Origin of the sequence: Streptomyces sp. NPDC018833 (genome assembly GCF_044390825.1) — a bacterium.
Lineage (GTDB): Bacteria > Actinomycetota > Actinomycetes > Streptomycetales > Streptomycetaceae > Streptomyces.
Genome location: NZ_JBIRZM010000015.1, coordinates 58,768 through 73,641, shown reverse-complemented (window position 1 = coordinate 73,641; position 14,874 = coordinate 58,768). Strand labels below are relative to the sequence as shown.

Genomic DNA, 14,874 nt, shown 5'->3' with positions numbered 1-14,874 from the left:
CAGCAGCCTTATCTGTCCTTTATGTCCTATGGAACGCCTGTCGGGCCGCGAGGTCAAATGGGCAATTTCCGCGCGGCGGACGGCTGTGGGGCGGCGAACCGCTGTGCGTGTCCGGTGATCCGGAACGGGAGGGCCGAGGTGCGGACCTGATCCTTACTGGCACCTGATCTGTTCGAAACTGCAAGTTTCAAGTGATTATCGAACATATCCTGTCGTCGTCAGGTCCCCAGCAGCCTGGAACGAAGACGGAGCTAGGTCCTGTCGCGCTTCACCTCCTGCACCACCTCCACCAGGCGGGCGCACAGTCTCACCCACGGTCCTCCGCTCTGGTGTGCCATAGCCGCCGCCCCTTTTGAAGCGGCGGGTGGCGGCGCCTTCCGTGCGCCGGCTGCCTGCTGCTGGGCACGGATCGAGGTGGAGTCAACTGCGACATCCCAGTCAATCCCACCGGCGGCTTGGGCCTGCACCTGCTGGAGCAACCGTTCCCAGGTTCCGTCGGCCGACCAGCGTCGATGACGCTCATAGACGGTCTTCCACGGCCCATAGCGTTCCGGCAGATCACGCCACTGCACCCCGGTCCGCACCCGGTGCAGGATGCCGTTGACCACCTGACGGTGATCGCGTCACCGCCCGCAGCGGTTGTTGCCTCTCGGAAGGAGCGGCTCGAGACGTCGCCACTCCGCCTCTGTCAGATCGCCCCGACCAGTCATACAAGAGCCAACGAATCAGCGGGTGGCATAGGCACGGTCAGCACCTGCGATGCCACCACGCCAGCTCTGGGTCTGCCATTGGCTCGTGATGCGTTCGCCCGAGGAGCATCACGTCCAGGCGCTCCACCTGCACCCGGAGTTCGGCGGCGGCTCTTGGCGGAAGCATGAACAGAGCGTCTTGCAGTTTGTCCCGGGCCCAGCCCTCACCGCAGCAAGGGCAGGTGAACTCAGCCTCCCACCGTCTCCAACGGCGTTTGGTGCCATGGACGCGCACGGACCACACGCTCAACGCCACTGCCACGACGCCCGGAGACAATCGCTCCCGTTCGAGCACACGGACGGCGGCATTTGCTGCTCCCGATAGTCCGGGGACATCGCGATACCGCACCCAGGGTCTTCCCCAGCCACGTTCCCGCGACCGAAGCGAAGCTGGTGTTCTACGCGGCACGGCCCCTTCGAATGCAAGTCATGGACCGCATCCTCCCACGGCCCTATCGGCGGGTGTGTCAATTTAACGGCTGATCTTGATTGTTTAGTGGTCAGTTGTGGCTCGGGGTCAGGCGGCCCTCGAAGGCGATCTGGAAGGCGTTCAGGGGTGCCTTCCAGCGCATGGTCCACCGTTTGCGTATGCGGGCGTTGACGCTCTCGATCGCGTTCGTGCTGCAGATGACCTTGCGTATCTCGACCTCGAAGGAGAGGAAGGGCACGAACTCGGCCCAGGCGTCCGACCACAGCTTCACGATCGCCGGATACTTCCGCCCCCAGGACTCCTGGAACTCCAGGAACCGCTCCGTGGCCGCGTCCTCGCTGGGGGCGGTGTAGACGGGCTTGAGGGCCTTGGCGACCTTGTCCCAGTCCTGACGGGCCGCGTAGCGGAAGCTGTTCCGCAGCAGGTGAACGACGCAGGTTTGCACGATTGTGCGAGGCCAGACGGTTTCCACGGCCTCGGGGAGCACCATCTCGTCGACGCCGGTCAGGCGCCGCTGCCGCTTCTTGACGATCTGCGGCTCGAAGCTGCCGGCGGTGTCGCGGGGCACCTTCACCTCGACAGGGCCGACATCGGTCAGCACAGTCTTCGCCCGCGTGCCGTTGCGGCTGTTGCCGGCCCGGCCGGATCATGTTTCTCATAGCCGAGGTGATCGGTGATCTCGCCCTCGAGGGCGGACTCCAGCACCCGCTTGGTCAGCATCTGCAACAGCCCGCCCTCGCCGGTCAGTTGCAAGCCCTCGCTCCGGGCCCGGTCAACCAGCATCGCGACGAGCTGCTCGTCCGACGCGGCCGACGGCATCGCACCACCGGCCGGCTCCTCCACGGACTCGTGATCGATCGTCGTCTCGCTCACGTGGCGTCTCTCCCTTGATCAGCAGATCCGCCGTTGATGAGACACTCCCCCACCTGGGCGCTCAGCCGCTCAACGCCATCGGCACAGAAGTCCTGCGCCACTGGAAGAAGCGGCTGGAGAAGGACCTCGGTCCGACCTCGATCCGTCTCGTCTGGGCGACGCTCTCCAGGCTGTGTTTCGCCGCAAGGTACGGGACGTGCCGCTGCCATCCAGCGTGGCTCGGGCCATCCAGCAGCACACGGAGCAGTTCGCGCCGATCCCGGTCACGCTGCCTTGGGACGACCCGACTCCTGCCGAGACGCCGGTTGAAGCCAAACACCGGCGGCCGAGGACCTACAACCTCTTGGTGACAGGACGCGAACGGAAGGCCATCAACCGGAACTACTTCAACTCCTACGTGTGGAAGCCCGCTCTGGCTGAGGCCGGCGTGATCGCTCCGCTGGAGGAGGGCAACACAAACGGCGCTCGCGGGCGGGAGCCATCCCGGGAGCACGGCTTCCACGCCCTGCGCCACTTCTACGCCTCCGAGGAACTGGAGGCTGGCGAATCGATCGTCTCCCTGGCACGCTGGCTGGGGCACTCCGACCCCGGGTTCACGCTGCGGAAGTACTCCCACTTCCTGCCCCGCGCCGGTGCACGGGGCAGCGCCGCCATCGACGCGATCTTCGCGTAGCCGCGGCCGGTCGGCAGAGCCTCTCGAGCGCGGCTCGCAGCCCACCGCGGGCCCAAAGTCCCAGAGAAGTCCCAGAGATGCCGCCGCACCCCTCCCTGACCCGCTAAGTAGCAGGTCAGACGGGGTGCGGCGGCATCCTCGTATCAAATGTCGCGGAAGATCTCGATCTGCGCGCCCACCGTGTTCAGACGCTCCGCCAGCTCCTCGTAGCCGCGGTTGATGACGTACACGTTGCGCAGCACCGACGTGCCCTCGGCCGCCATCATCGCGAGGAGGACCACCACTGCCGGCCGCAGCGCCGGCGGGCACATCATCTCGGCAGCGCGCCAGCGGGTCGGGCCCTCGACCAGCACCCGGTGCGGGTCGAGCAGTTGCAGCCGGCCGCCCAGGCGGTTGAGGTCCGTCAGGTAGATGGCGCGGTTGTCGTAGACCCAGTCGTGGATCAGCGTCTGGCCCTGCGCCACGGCCGCGATCGCCGCGAAGAACGGCACGTTGTCGATGTTCAGCCCGGGGAACGGCATCGGGTGGATCTTGTCGATCGGCGCCTCCAGCTTGGACGGCCGCACGGTCAGGTCCACCAGACGGGTGCGGCCGTTGTCCGCCGCGTACTCGCCCGAGCGGTCGTGGTCGAGGCCCATCTCCTCCAGGACCGCCAGCTCGATCTCGAGGAACTCGATCGGCACCCGGCGGATCGTCAGCTCCGACTCGGTGACCACGGCGGCGGCGATCAGGCTCATCGCCTCGACCGGGTCCTCGGAGGGGGAGTAGTCGACGTCCACGTCGATGTTCGGCACCCCGTGCACGGTCAGCGTCGTGGTACCGATGCCCTCGACCTTGACGCCCAGCGCCTCCAGGAAGAAACACAGGTCCTGGACCATGTAGTTGGAGGAGGCGTTGCGGATGACGGTCACCCCGTCATGGCGGGCGGCGGCCAGCAGCGCGTTCTCGGTCACCGTGTCGCCGCGCTCGGTCAGGACGATCGGCCGGTCCGGCGAGGTCGAACGGTCCACCCGCGCGTGGTAGATGCCCTCGGTCGCGGTGATGTCGAGGCCGAAACGGCGCAGGGCGATCATGTGCGGCTCGATGGTCCGTGTCCCGAGGTCGCAGCCACCGGCGTACGGCAGGCGGAAGGTATCCATCCGGTGCAGCAGCGGGCCGAGGAACATGATGATCGAGCGTGTGCGGCGTGCGGCATCGGCGTCCATCGAGTCCATGTCGAGACCGGCCGGCGGGACGAGCTCCAGGTCCATGCCCTCGTTGATCCAGCGGGTGCGCACCCCGATGGAGTTGAGCACTTCGAGCAGGCGGTAGACCTCTTCGATGCGGGCCACGCGCCGCAGCACCGTACGGCCCTTGTTGAGCAGCGCACCGCACAGCAGCGCCACGCACGCGTTCTTGCTCGTCTTGACGTCGATGGAGCCGGAGAGCCGGCGTCCGCCGACCACTCGCAGATGCATGGGTCCCGCGTAGCCCAGCGAGACGATCTCGCTGTCGAGTGCCTCACCGATGCGCGCAATCATCTCAAGGCTGATGTTCTGATTGCCGCGCTCGATCCGGTTGACCGCACTCTGACTGGTACCGAGCGCTTCGGCGAGCTGACTCTGTGTCCAGCCACGATGCTGGCGGGCGTCACGGATGAGCTTGCCGATGCGTACGAGGTAGTCGTCTGCCATGGCTGGAGGCTATCTCACATATGAGATGTGATCACGCAGGGATGGGCCGTCCGGGTGATGTCACCCCGGAGGGACGGCCGTTCGGCGGTGGATTCGCACAATAAGAGAGTTTGCCCCATTTGGCCGCATGTCGCCCACGCGACCCGCGTCGTAGGTCGGGCGCTCGCGTCCGCCGCAATCGCGCCCCGCCGCACGGCTGCCCTGATGGGGGGTCAGGGTATCGGGCAAGCGCCTCGCCGGACACCGCCCCGGGGGCGTGCCGTCAGTGGCCCGCGAGCCCGCCGCTGCCGGGGGGCGGGTGTCTGCGGTCGACGTCGCCGGCGCTTCCGGGAAGCTGCACAGCCTGTCCTGTCTCGCTGAAGGTTGAGCGCGCTGGAACCGGCATCGGGGGTGGTGGGTCGGGACCTGTGACTTGGCACTTCATCTGGCGAGTGAGCGGTTCACCTGGCGCGGCTGAGCGCTCTGGTCGGCGAGCTGAGCATTGCGGCTGATGAGCGAGTTGATCTCTGTTTTGCGACGGTGCGGATGTCGTTGGAGAGCGGGTGCATAGGATCGCCGGCATGGCACTGCGACCCGTGATGGTGAACATAAAGGCTCTTGATCCCTCGGCGGTCGGCAGGTTCTGGGCGGAGGCGCTCGGCTGGAGTGCCTACAGCCCCGGCGTGACCACCTACGTCGGCCCCGGCGGCGGCTTCGTCTGGCCGGACCCGGTCGCGGTCGGCATCGACGTCGTTCCCGTCCCGGAACCCAAGACAACAACAAAGAACCGTGTGCACCTCGACCTCCCCACCACCTCCGCCGCCCATCAGGCGGAGTTGGTCGCGCGCCTGAAGGCTCTCGGTGCGACGCCCGTCCACGTGGGTCAGGGCACAGTGCCGTGGACGGTCCTCGCCGACCCCGAGGGCAACGAGTTCTGCGTGCTGGAGCCTCGGGAGATCTACCGGGACACCGGGCCGATCGCCGTGGTGGTGGTCGACTGCGCGGATCCGCGGGCCATGGCCCGGTTCTGGGACGAGGCGCTGGACTGGACCCTGCACGAGGTGACCGACGATCACGCGGTGTTGCGCTCCGCCAAGGGTGTCGGCCCGTATCTCGAGTTCCTCCGCACGCCCGGCGTGAAGACCGTGCCGGACCGCGTCCATCTTGACCTGCTGCCGTACCCCGCTGACGACAAAACAGCGGAGGTGGCCCGGCTGCGGGCCCTCGGCGCCACCGACCTCGACCTCGGCCAGGGCGACGTCCCGTGGACGTGCATGGCCGACCCGGAGGGCCACGAGTTCTGCGTCCTCGCCCCGTCCTGACGCGGAGCCCTGAGGGCACCCCGAGACGTGAGCCTCGTGTGCTCATGCGCCATGATCCTGGGTGGGTCGGGCCGCGGCGTCCGGGTCGATTCGGGCGGCGAGAGCCCCCGCGTCGGGGGCGAGATCAGCTCCCTCGCCGACCACGACACTCGACTCGCCAACTGAGGTGCCAAGTGCCCGAGATGGCCATGCGCTCTGCGGGACCTCGTTCATGGGCGGGGTTACTCCGCGACGAGCCTGGTCAGCGCGCCACGCGGTAGCGGAGGTAGACGACTCGCGAGCTGAAGGTGCGGGTCTCGACGAGTTCGAGATCCACCCGGCGCTCGCGCCGGGGAAAGAACGGAATGCCACCGCCAACCAGCACCGGGTAGACCACGGCCCGGTACTCGTCGATCAGCCCCAACGCGGCCGCCTCGGCGGCGAGAGTCGCGCCGCCGATCGCGATGTCGCCCTCCCCCGGCTCGGCTCGCAACCGCTCGATCTCCTCCGCCAGGCCGCCGGAGGCCAGGCGGGCATTGCCCTGCACCACCGGCAGCGTGGTGGAGAACACCACCTTCGGGAGCGGCTTCCAGAGCGCGGCCCACTCGAGCATCGAGTCGTCGAGCGATGGATCCTGGTCGGCGGTCTCCCAGTACAGCATCGTCTCGTACAGCCGTCGTCCCAACAGGTGGACGCCGACCTCTCGTATCTCGTCGATCCAGAAGCGAAAGACCTCATCGCCGGGCGAAGTCCAGTCGAAGTCGCCGTCCGGCCCGACGATGTAGCCGTCAAGTGAGACGCTCATCGAATAGGTCACGCTGCGCATCAGCAGTCCTCCTCGGTAACGGGTTCGACAGTACGACTTCAGGACGCCGCAGGACTCCGCGAGCTCTCCCACCAGCCACCCGTGCCGATCCCGTATCCACTCACGCCGTGAAGAGGTCGGACTCTCCACCTCGTGGGATCCCGCCAGGCCAGATGCGGTGAAAACCCCTCGCGCGAGTGAAGGGCCACTCGACCTCCGGTGACACGAAACTGTCAGTCATCCGTCTTCGGCGGGATGCTCAGTCTTCGATGAGACAGCAGACAGGGCGTCCGGGCATGACCGGGCCGCGGTCATGTACTAGAGTTATCTCGACATCGAGATATCTGCCGAAGGCGTACCGCAAGCCGCCATTCGGTAAGGGTTACCTAACTAAGCCTTACCTTAGCGGATCGGCGAGGAGCCGGGGCGGCAGCATTGAGGTAGTACGCGCATATTGATGAAGGAGACTGTCGTGTCGGCGAACAGCTTCGACGCCCGCAGCACGCTGCGCGTGGGCGACGAGTCGTACGAGATCTTCAGGCTGGACAAGGTCGAGGGCTCCGCGCGCCTCCCCTACAGCCTCAAGGTCCTCCTGGAGAACCTGCTCCGCACCGAGGACGGCGCGAACATCACCGCCGACCACATCCGAGCGATCGGCGACTGGGACTCCCAGGCCCAGCCCAGCCAGGAGATCCAGTTCACGCCGGCCCGCGTGATCATGCAGGACTTCACGGGTGTTCCCTGTGTCGTCGACCTCGCCACCATGCGCGAGGCCGTCAAGGAGCTCGGCGGCGACCCGGCGAAGATCAACCCCCTCGCCCCCGCCGAGCTGGTCATCGACCACTCCGTCATCGCCGACAAGTTCGGCACCCCGGACGCCTTCGGCCAGAACGTCGAGCTGGAGTACGGCCGCAACAAGGAGCGCTACCAGTTCCTGCGCTGGGGCCAGACCGCCTTCGACGAGTTCAAGGTCGTCCCGCCCGGCACCGGCATCGTCCACCAGGTGAACATCGAGCACCTGGCCCGCACCATCATGGTGCGGGGTGGACAGGCCTACCCCGACACCCTCGTCGGCACCGACTCCCACACCACCATGGTCAACGGCCTCGGTGTGCTCGGCTGGGGCGTCGGCGGCATCGAGGCCGAGGCCGCCATGCTCGGCCAGCCGGTCTCCATGCTCATCCCGCGCGTCGTCGGCTTCAAGCTGACCGGTGAGCTCCAGCCCGGCACCACCGCGACCGACCTGGTCCTCACGATCACCGAGATGCTGCGCAAGCACGGCGTCGTCGGCAAGTTCGTCGAGTTCTACGGCGAGGGCGTGGCGGCGACGAGCCTCGCCAACCGCGCCACCATCGGCAACATGTCGCCGGAATTCGGCTCCACCGCCGCGATCTTCCCCATCGACGGCGAGACGCTGAACTACCTCAAGCTCACCGGCCGCTCCGAGCAGCAGGTCGCGCTCGTCGAGGCGTACGCCAAGGAGCAGGGCCTCTGGCTCGACCCGGCCGCCGAGCCGGACTTCTCCGAGAAGCTGGAGCTCGACCTCTCCACGGTCGTCCCCTCCATCGCCGGCCCGAAGCGTCCGCAGGACCGCATCGTCCTGGCCAACGCCGCCCAGCAGTTCGCGCAGGACGTGCGCAACTACGTCGAGGACGACGACGAGGCGGGCAAGGAGTCCTTCCCGGCCTCCGACGCCCCGGCCGAGCACAACGGCGTCCCGACCCGCCCGACCCTGGTCACGGCCCCCGACGGGTCGACCTACGAGATCGACCACGGCGCCGTCACCGTCGCCGCCATCACCTCCTGCACCAACACCTCGAACCCGTACGTCATGGTCGCCGCCGCGCTGGTGGCCAAGAAGGCGGTCGAGCGGGGTCTGACCCGCAAGCCGTGGGTCAAGACCACCCTCGCGCCGGGCTCCAAGGTCGTCACCGACTACTTCGACAAGGCGGGTCTGACCCCCTACCTCGACAAGGTCGGCTTCAACCTGGTCGGTTACGGCTGCACCACCTGCATCGGCAACTCCGGCCCGCTGCCGGAGGAGGTTTCCAAGGCGGTCAACGAGCACGACCTCGCGGTCACCTCGGTGCTGTCCGGCAACCGCAACTTCGAGGGCCGGATCAACCCCGACGTCAAGATGAACTACCTGGCCTCCCCGCCGCTGGTCGTCGCGTACGCCCTCGCCGGTTCGATGAAGGTGGACATCACCAAGGACGCGCTCGGCACCGACCAGGACGGCAAGCCGGTCTACCTGACCGACATCTGGCCGACCGAGGCCGAGGTCAACGACGTCGTCGCCAACGCCATCGGCGAGGACATGTTCTCCAAGTCCTACTCCGACGTCTTCGCGGGCGACGCCCAGTGGCAGGCTCTGCCGATCCCGACCGGCAACACCTTCGAGTGGGACCCGCAGTCCACCTACGTGCGCAAGCCCCCTTACTTCGAGGGCATGACGATGGAGACCACCCCGGTCTCCGACATCGCCGGCGCTCGCGTGCTCGCCAAGCTCGGCGACTCGGTCACCACCGACCACATCTCCCCGGCCGGCGCCATCAAGGCCGACACCCCGGCCGGCAAGTACCTCACGGAGCACGGCGTCGAGCGCCGCGACTTCAACAGCTACGGCTCCCGCCGAGGCAACCACGAGGTCATGATCCGCGGTACGTTCGCCAACATCCGCCTGCGCAACCAGATCGCGCCGGGCACCGAGGGCGGCTACACCCGCGACTTCACCCAGGCGGATGCGCCGGTGTCGTTCATCTACGACGCCTCGCAGAACTACCAGGCCGCCGGCGTCCCGCTGGTCATCCTGGCGGGCAAGGAGTACGGCTCCGGCTCGTCCCGTGACTGGGCCGCCAAGGGCACCGCGCTGCTCGGCGTCAAGGCCGTCGTGGCCGAGTCCTACGAGCGCATCCACCGCTCGAACCTCATCGGCATGGGCGTGCTGCCGCTGCAGTTCCCGGAGGGCGCCTCGGCCGGGTCGCTCGGCCTGACCGGCGAGGAGACCTTCTCCATCACCGGCGTCACCGAGCTCAACAACGGCACCACGCCGCGCACGGTCAAGGTCACCACCGACACCGGTGTGGAGTTCGACGCGGTCGTCCGCATCGACACCCCCGGCGAGGCGGACTACTACCGCAACGGCGGCATCATGCAGTACGTGCTGCGGAACCTCATTCGTGGATAAGCACAGCCGCGGCTAGTCGTCGCCTTGCGACCGAAGGGCCGCCCCCCGTCTCGCCGCGGGGTGCGGCCCTTCGCCGTGTCCGGACGCCGAAGCGTGCCAGGAGTCGCCCAGCGAATGCCCGGCGCGGCGACGCGTCCCCCCTGCCGGCTCGGCCGAGCCCGGCACGCAGGACGGGCCGCGCCCCGAGGGGGGCGCGGCCCGCTGGTGCCGCTGCGTCGCCGCGGATCAGAACAGCAGGCGGTAGCCGTTCCAGCCGGAGGTGCCGATCTTGACGCGAGACTTGAACGGGGCAGCGGCGTTGCCGGTGCCCGAGTAGCGCCACAGCGTGCCGTCGGTGCCACGGGCGAGCAGGTCGGTGATGCCGTCCAGGTCGATGTCGCCCACGGACACGAGGTTGTTGAAGATGTTCCAGCCCGTGCCGACCTTGGTGCGCGCAAGGAAGGGCGTGGTGCGGTTGCCGGTGCCCTTGTAGAGCCAGAGCGTGCCGCCACCGTCGCGGGCGACGATGTCGTTCCTGCCGTCGCCGGTCAGGTCGCCCTTGCCGGTGATCTGGTTGTAGGTCCCCCAGCCGGTGCCGACCTTGCTGCGGCCGGTCAGGGTGCCGTTGCCGTAGCCCAGGTAGAGCCACAGGGTGCCGCTGCCGTCGCGGGCGAGCAGGTCGTCCGCACCGGCACCGGCGAGGTTGCCCGTGGAGAGGACCTTGTTGTAGATCCCCCAGCCGCCGCCGACGGTGACCGGGTCCTCGCCCCAGAAGAGGTGGTAGAGGGTGCCGGAGCCCTCGACCGCCCAGACGCCGTCGGCCGAGCCGTCCGCGTCGTGGTCGGCCTGAGTCATGTGCTTGGTGGTCCCCCAGCCCGAGCCGCTCCAAATGCGGCTGTCGAGACCGCCAGTGCCGTTCGGCGGGTAGCCGTAGAGCGTGCCCGAGCTGTTGACGCCGTACAGGGCGTTGACGGGAGCGTCGGCCGCGTCCTGGGTACCGAAGGTGTTGCCGCTCGCGGCGGGTGCCTTGGTGGCGGCTGTCGCGGACGGCGCAGGGTCCGCGGCGGACGCTGAGCCGGCGGCCACTCCGGTGACGAGCAGTGCCGCGGCGGTCGCCGCGGCAACGAGGCGGGCACGTGCCCGGCCGCGCTTGAGGCCAGAGAGTTCGGCCACGTAGGTCTCCATAAAGGGTGTGTCGACGATGCGGGCCCGCCCCGCTGGCGGGGCGGGCCACGGATTCACCGTGATCCTTTCATATAGCCTTCACAAGTCGACTGCGTTTTTGTGTCGCGGAATTGCTACAACCGCAACGCGCCGACCCGGCTCAGCCGAGCAGTTCGACCTCCGCGAGGGTGCCCTGTCTGTCCAGGACCAGCCGGTAATGGTCGTACGGCTGGCTCTGCTTCACCGTGAAGACCCTGGTCTGTTTTTCCCAGGTGAACGCCTCGCCGGCCCGTCGGTCGAGGTCGGTCCAGGACCGCCCGTCTGCCGACCCCTGCAGCACCCAGCCTGTCGGCGCCCTGTCCTTCGCCGACGACGTCAGCGTGTACTGCACCGCCCGGGTGCCCGCCTTCACGGGCAGGTGGAGCGAGGTGAACTCCGCAGAGGTCGCCGAGGTGTTGTCGAGCAGTGCTCCGCCGGCCGTCGTGACATCGTGGTGCGGTGCGGGGACCTTGTCGTCCTGGGTGATGGAGACCGGGGCCGCGTTCTTGCCCGTGCCCCAGGTGGACGGCTCCGGGCCCATGTCGAACTGCAGCGTGCCCCCCTTGGCGATGACGTCGTGCGGCAGGGAGGTGGAGTTCCACTTCTTGTCGTTGACCTTCAGCCCCTGCACGTAGACGTTCCTCGCGCTGTTCCCGGGGGCCTTGACCACCAGCTCGCGGCCGTTCTCCAGGTGCACGGTCGCCTTGGTGAACAGGGGCGAACCGATGGCGTACTCGCCCGAGCCCATTACCAGCGGATAGAAGCCGAGCGCGGAGAAGAGGTACCAGGCCGACTGCTCGCCGTTGTCCTCATCGCCGTGGTAGCCCTGCCCGATCTCGCTGCCCGTGCAGAGGCGGGAGAGGACCTCGCGGACCTTCTCCTGCGTCTTCCACGGCTGTGAGGCGGCGTTGTACATGTATGTCACATGATGGGCGACCTGGTTGGAGTGCCCGTACATGCCCATCCTTACGTCACGCGCCTCTGTCATCTCGTGGATGACCGAGCCGTACGACCCGACGAACTCGGGCGAGGCCGTTTCCGGCGTGGCGAAGTAGGTGTCGAGCTTCTCGCCGAGGCCGGAGCGGCCGCCGTAGAGGTTGGCGAGCCCGCGGCTGTCCTGCGGGGCGGTGAAGGCGTAGCCCCAGCCGTTGGTCTCGGTGTAGTCGTAGCCCCACACGCGCGGGTCGTACTTGGAGCTCTCGACCCGCCAGTCGCCCTTCAGGTTCCGGCCCTGGAAGAAGCCGGCCTTGGAGTCGAAGAGCTTGACGTAGTTGCGCGCCCGGTTCAGAAAGTACTGCGACTCCTCCTGGTAGCGCGGCTTCTTCGTCTTCTCGTACAGCGCCCGGCCCATCTCGGCGAGGCCGTAGTCGTTGAGGTAGCCCTCCAGCGACCAGGACAGACCCTCGTGGGTTGAGGTGGAGGCGTAGCCGATGAACGGCGAGCTCTCCATGCCCTTGCGTCCCACGCCCGACGACGGCGGGACCACGGTCGCGTTCTTCAGCGCCGCCTCGTAGGCCGCCTCCGCGTCGAAGTCCACGCCCTTGACGTAGGCGTCGGCGAAGGCCACGTCCGAGCTGGTCCCGGTCATCAGGTCCGCGTAGCCGGGGGAGGACCAGCGGGAGATCCAGCCGCCGTCCTTGTACTGCTGGACGAAGCCGTCCACCAGCTCGCCCGCCTTCTGCGGTGTCAGGAAGGAGTACGCCGGCCAGGTCGTGCGATAGGTGTCCCAGAAGCCGTTGTTGACGTACACCTTGCCGTCGACGATCTTCGCGCCGGTCCGGGTCGGGGTGTCGGGCCCGGGCATCGGCGAGAACGGGCTCGCGTACTGGTACCGGGGCTTGTTCTTGCTGCCGGTGTTCTCGAAGCCCGAGTTCGGGTACAGGTAGAGCCGGTACAGGCTGGAGTAGAGGGTGGTCAGCGCCTCGCGCGTCGCGCCCTCGACCTCCACCCTGCCCAGCAGCCCGTCCCAGGCGGCCTGCGCCTTCTCGCGTACGCGCTCGAAGCGGGTGCCGGCCGGGATCTCGTCGGCGAGGTTCTTCCTCGCCTGGTCCACGCCGATCAGCGAGGTGGCGATGCGCAGGGTGACGGTGCGGTCCTCGCCCGCGTCGAACCGGTAGCTGCCGTTGACGCCGTCGGCGCCCGAGTCCGTGACCGGAGCGTCGAAGACGCCGTACACGAACAGCCGCGTGGCGCCGGTCGACAGACCGCTCTTGACGTCGGAGAAGCCGGTGAAGGAGCGGTTCGCCGGGTCGAGGGTGAGCCCGCCCTCCTTGGTGACGTTGTCGAAGACGACGCTCGCGTCGTCACCCGGGTAGGTGAAGCGCATCATCGCCGCGTGATCGGTCGGCGTCATCTCGGCCTTGAGACCGTTCTCGAACGTGACGCCGTAGTAGTGCGGGCGCGCGGTCTCGTTGTCGTGCCGGAAGGGCAGTGCCCGGCCGGTGCGCGTGGTGTCCGGGGTGCCGGCCGCGGCGGACGGCATCAGCTGGAAGGTCTGCCGGTCGCCCATCCACGGGCTCGGCTCATGGCTGGTGCTGAAGGCCTGCACGGCCGGCAGGTTGTCCGCGTTGTTGCCGCGCGCGTACTCGTACAGCCAGCTCTTGGAGCCCGCGTTGGTCACCGGGGTCCAGAAGTTGAAGCCGTGCGGGACCGCGGTGGCGGGGAAGGTGTTGCCGCGGGAGAACGAACCGCTGGAGTTGGTGCCGCGGGTCGTCGAGGCGTAGTCCGACAGGTGCGCGAGCCGCTTCTCGGGCGCCTTGGGCCTGATCGTGATGTCGTCGATCCACCCCTGGAACGTGGCAGGCCCGTTGGGGGAGTCGTACGCCACCAGGACCCGGTCGACCGTCTTGCCCGCGGCGACCGTGCCGATGCCCGACGCGACGGCGTTCCACTGGTTGACGTACAGCCGCTTCGCGGCGCCCTGCCCCTGGGGGGTGAGCGGTCCGCCGTGCGAGTCGACGGCCTTCAGGTCGCTCAGGTAGGTGCCGTCGGTGAAGGCGAGGTCGACCGCCACGTTCGTGGCGGGGTAGTTGAGATCCGTTTCCGCCATGGCGGGAAAGACCTTGTACGACAGCTCGGTGTCGTGGCGCACGTCGATGTCGACGTCGAAGACCTTGTTGTAGGAGTAGGCGCGGCCGTCCGGCTGGTGGGTGCCCGCGTACCTCAGGGCCCGCTTGCCGGTGAAACCGGCCCCGGCCTTGGCGGTCGGGGAGCCGCTGGGACCGCGGTCGACCTGGGTACGCATGTCGTCCGGGACGGGGGTGGTGGTGTCTCCGCCTGAGAACTGGACGTCCGCCAGCTGGGTGACACCGGACGCGCCGTTGTTCTTCGTGATCTCCAGGCGGTAGTGCGCGTACGCCGTCACCTCGGACGGCGAGCCGATGTCGTACGTCTTCGTCTCGAAGCGCTTGGTGAACGTCTCGTCGGCACGTGTGTCGAGGACGGTCCACGTCTTTCCGTCGGCCGACCCCTTGAGGGTGAAGTCCCTCGGGTCGCGCTCGGCGTAGTCGTTGGCGGACGTCAGCGCGTACGTGGCGACCCTGACCGGCTCGTCGGTGTCGAACTCGACCCATGCCGTCGGCTCGAAGGTGAGCCATTTGCTGCTCGGCAGGAGATCGACGAGATTCTCCTTCGTCTCGCCGGCGCCGGTGTTCTCGCCGCTGGCGCGCAGTCCGATCACTTTGTCGGTGACATTGCCCGGGATTCCACTCGAGAACCCGCCGTCGACACCCGACGACCGCTTCTTCCCGTCAGCGCCGACTTCGACGGTATTACGCCAATTGGGCTGTTTTTCATCCGCCTCGAAGGACGAGGTGAATTCCCGGGCGGCGCTGGGGGATTGTCCGGGGTGCGCGGGAAGGGCGACGGCGGCGGAGGGGGCCGTCAACATCAGGAGTGAGGCGCTCACCGCGAGGGTGACCGCATGGGCTGGTCTCTGCCGAGGTCGGAGTCTTGGCTGCATCCCGGGTCATTCCTCCAGGGGAAAGCGCGTTGGACAACGTTGTCAGGCGCGAAGTGCAGGA

Annotated in this window: 7 protein-coding genes and 2 pseudogenes; 3 read left to right on the top strand and 6 right to left on the bottom strand. The window is 67.8% G+C overall.

Translation table 11 applies throughout. The features are described from left to right. Positions 1-326: 326 nt before the first annotated feature. Together ACH5AF_RS26680 and ACH5AF_RS26675 are read right to left on the bottom strand one after the other, a co-directional pair. Positions 327-710: pseudogene (locus tag ACH5AF_RS26680) on the bottom strand (IS5 family transposase); the annotation flags it as partial. 539 nt (positions 711-1,249) lie between these two features. Continuing rightward, a pseudogene (locus ACH5AF_RS26675) lies at positions 1,250-1,998 on the bottom strand (transposase). A gap of 400 nt (positions 1,999-2,398) precedes the next feature. On the opposite strand from ACH5AF_RS26675, the gene ACH5AF_RS26670 reads away from it, so the two are divergent. Further along, on the top strand, positions 2,399-2,725 hold the full coding sequence (locus ACH5AF_RS26670; protein WP_398904911.1) for an integrase: 327 nt from the start codon (positions 2,399-2,401) through the stop codon (positions 2,723-2,725). A 143-nt stretch (positions 2,726-2,868) separates the two neighbouring features. On the opposite strand, the gene ACH5AF_RS26665 is transcribed toward ACH5AF_RS26670, so the two are convergent. After that, positions 2,869-4,398 (bottom strand): helix-turn-helix domain-containing protein, encoded by a 1,530-nt coding sequence (locus tag ACH5AF_RS26665; RefSeq protein ID WP_398904910.1) that lies wholly within the window; start codon positions 4,396-4,398, stop codon positions 2,869-2,871. Between the two features lie 560 nt (positions 4,399-4,958). On the opposite strand from ACH5AF_RS26665, the gene ACH5AF_RS26660 reads away from it, so the two are divergent. After that, positions 4,959-5,699, top strand: coding sequence for a VOC family protein (locus tag ACH5AF_RS26660; RefSeq protein ID WP_398904908.1), 741 nt, complete (start codon positions 4,959-4,961; stop codon positions 5,697-5,699). 241 nt (positions 5,700-5,940) lie between these two features. Here ACH5AF_RS26660 and ACH5AF_RS26655 read toward each other — a convergent pair whose 3' ends face one another. After that, positions 5,941-6,504: a dihydrofolate reductase family protein gene (locus tag ACH5AF_RS26655; protein ID WP_398904907.1), complete on the bottom strand. Its 564-nt coding sequence runs from the start codon at positions 6,502-6,504 to the stop codon at positions 5,941-5,943. A 451-nt stretch (positions 6,505-6,955) separates the two neighbouring features. Here ACH5AF_RS26655 and acnA point away from each other — a divergent pair, with 451 nt between their 5' ends. After that, a complete protein-coding gene (gene acnA, locus ACH5AF_RS26650) occupies positions 6,956-9,670 on the top strand; it encodes an aconitate hydratase AcnA (protein WP_398905095.1) in 2,715 nt (904 codons plus the stop codon). A 225-nt stretch (positions 9,671-9,895) separates the two neighbouring features. Here acnA and ACH5AF_RS26645 read toward each other — a convergent pair whose 3' ends face one another. Then, positions 9,896-10,822 carry an FG-GAP repeat domain-containing protein gene (locus ACH5AF_RS26645; protein ID WP_398904906.1) on the bottom strand — a complete coding sequence of 309 codons (927 nt, stop codon included), beginning with the start codon at positions 10,820-10,822 and terminating at the stop codon, positions 9,896-9,898. 151 nt (positions 10,823-10,973) lie between these two features. After that, positions 10,974-14,813 carry a GH92 family glycosyl hydrolase gene (locus ACH5AF_RS26640; protein ID WP_398904904.1) on the bottom strand — a complete coding sequence of 1,280 codons (3,840 nt, stop codon included), beginning with the start codon at positions 14,811-14,813 and terminating at the stop codon, positions 10,974-10,976. Positions 14,814-14,874 lie beyond the last annotated feature (61 nt).

Excerpts from the sequence above, each read along its gene's own strand:
- ACH5AF_RS26665 (WP_398904910.1), bottom strand. The coding sequence starts at position 4,398 with ATGGCAGACGACTACCTCGTACGCATCGGCAAGCTCATCCGTGACGCC.
- ACH5AF_RS26655 (WP_398904907.1), bottom strand. The coding sequence starts at position 6,504 with ATGCGCAGCGTGACCTATTCGATGAGCGTCTCACTTGACGGCTACATC.
- ACH5AF_RS26660 (WP_398904908.1), top strand. The coding sequence starts at position 4,959 with ATGGCACTGCGACCCGTGATGGTGAACATAAAGGCTCTTGATCCCTCG.
- ACH5AF_RS26640 (WP_398904904.1), bottom strand. The coding sequence starts at position 14,813 with ATGCAGCCAAGACTCCGACCTCGGCAGAGACCAGCCCATGCGGTCACC.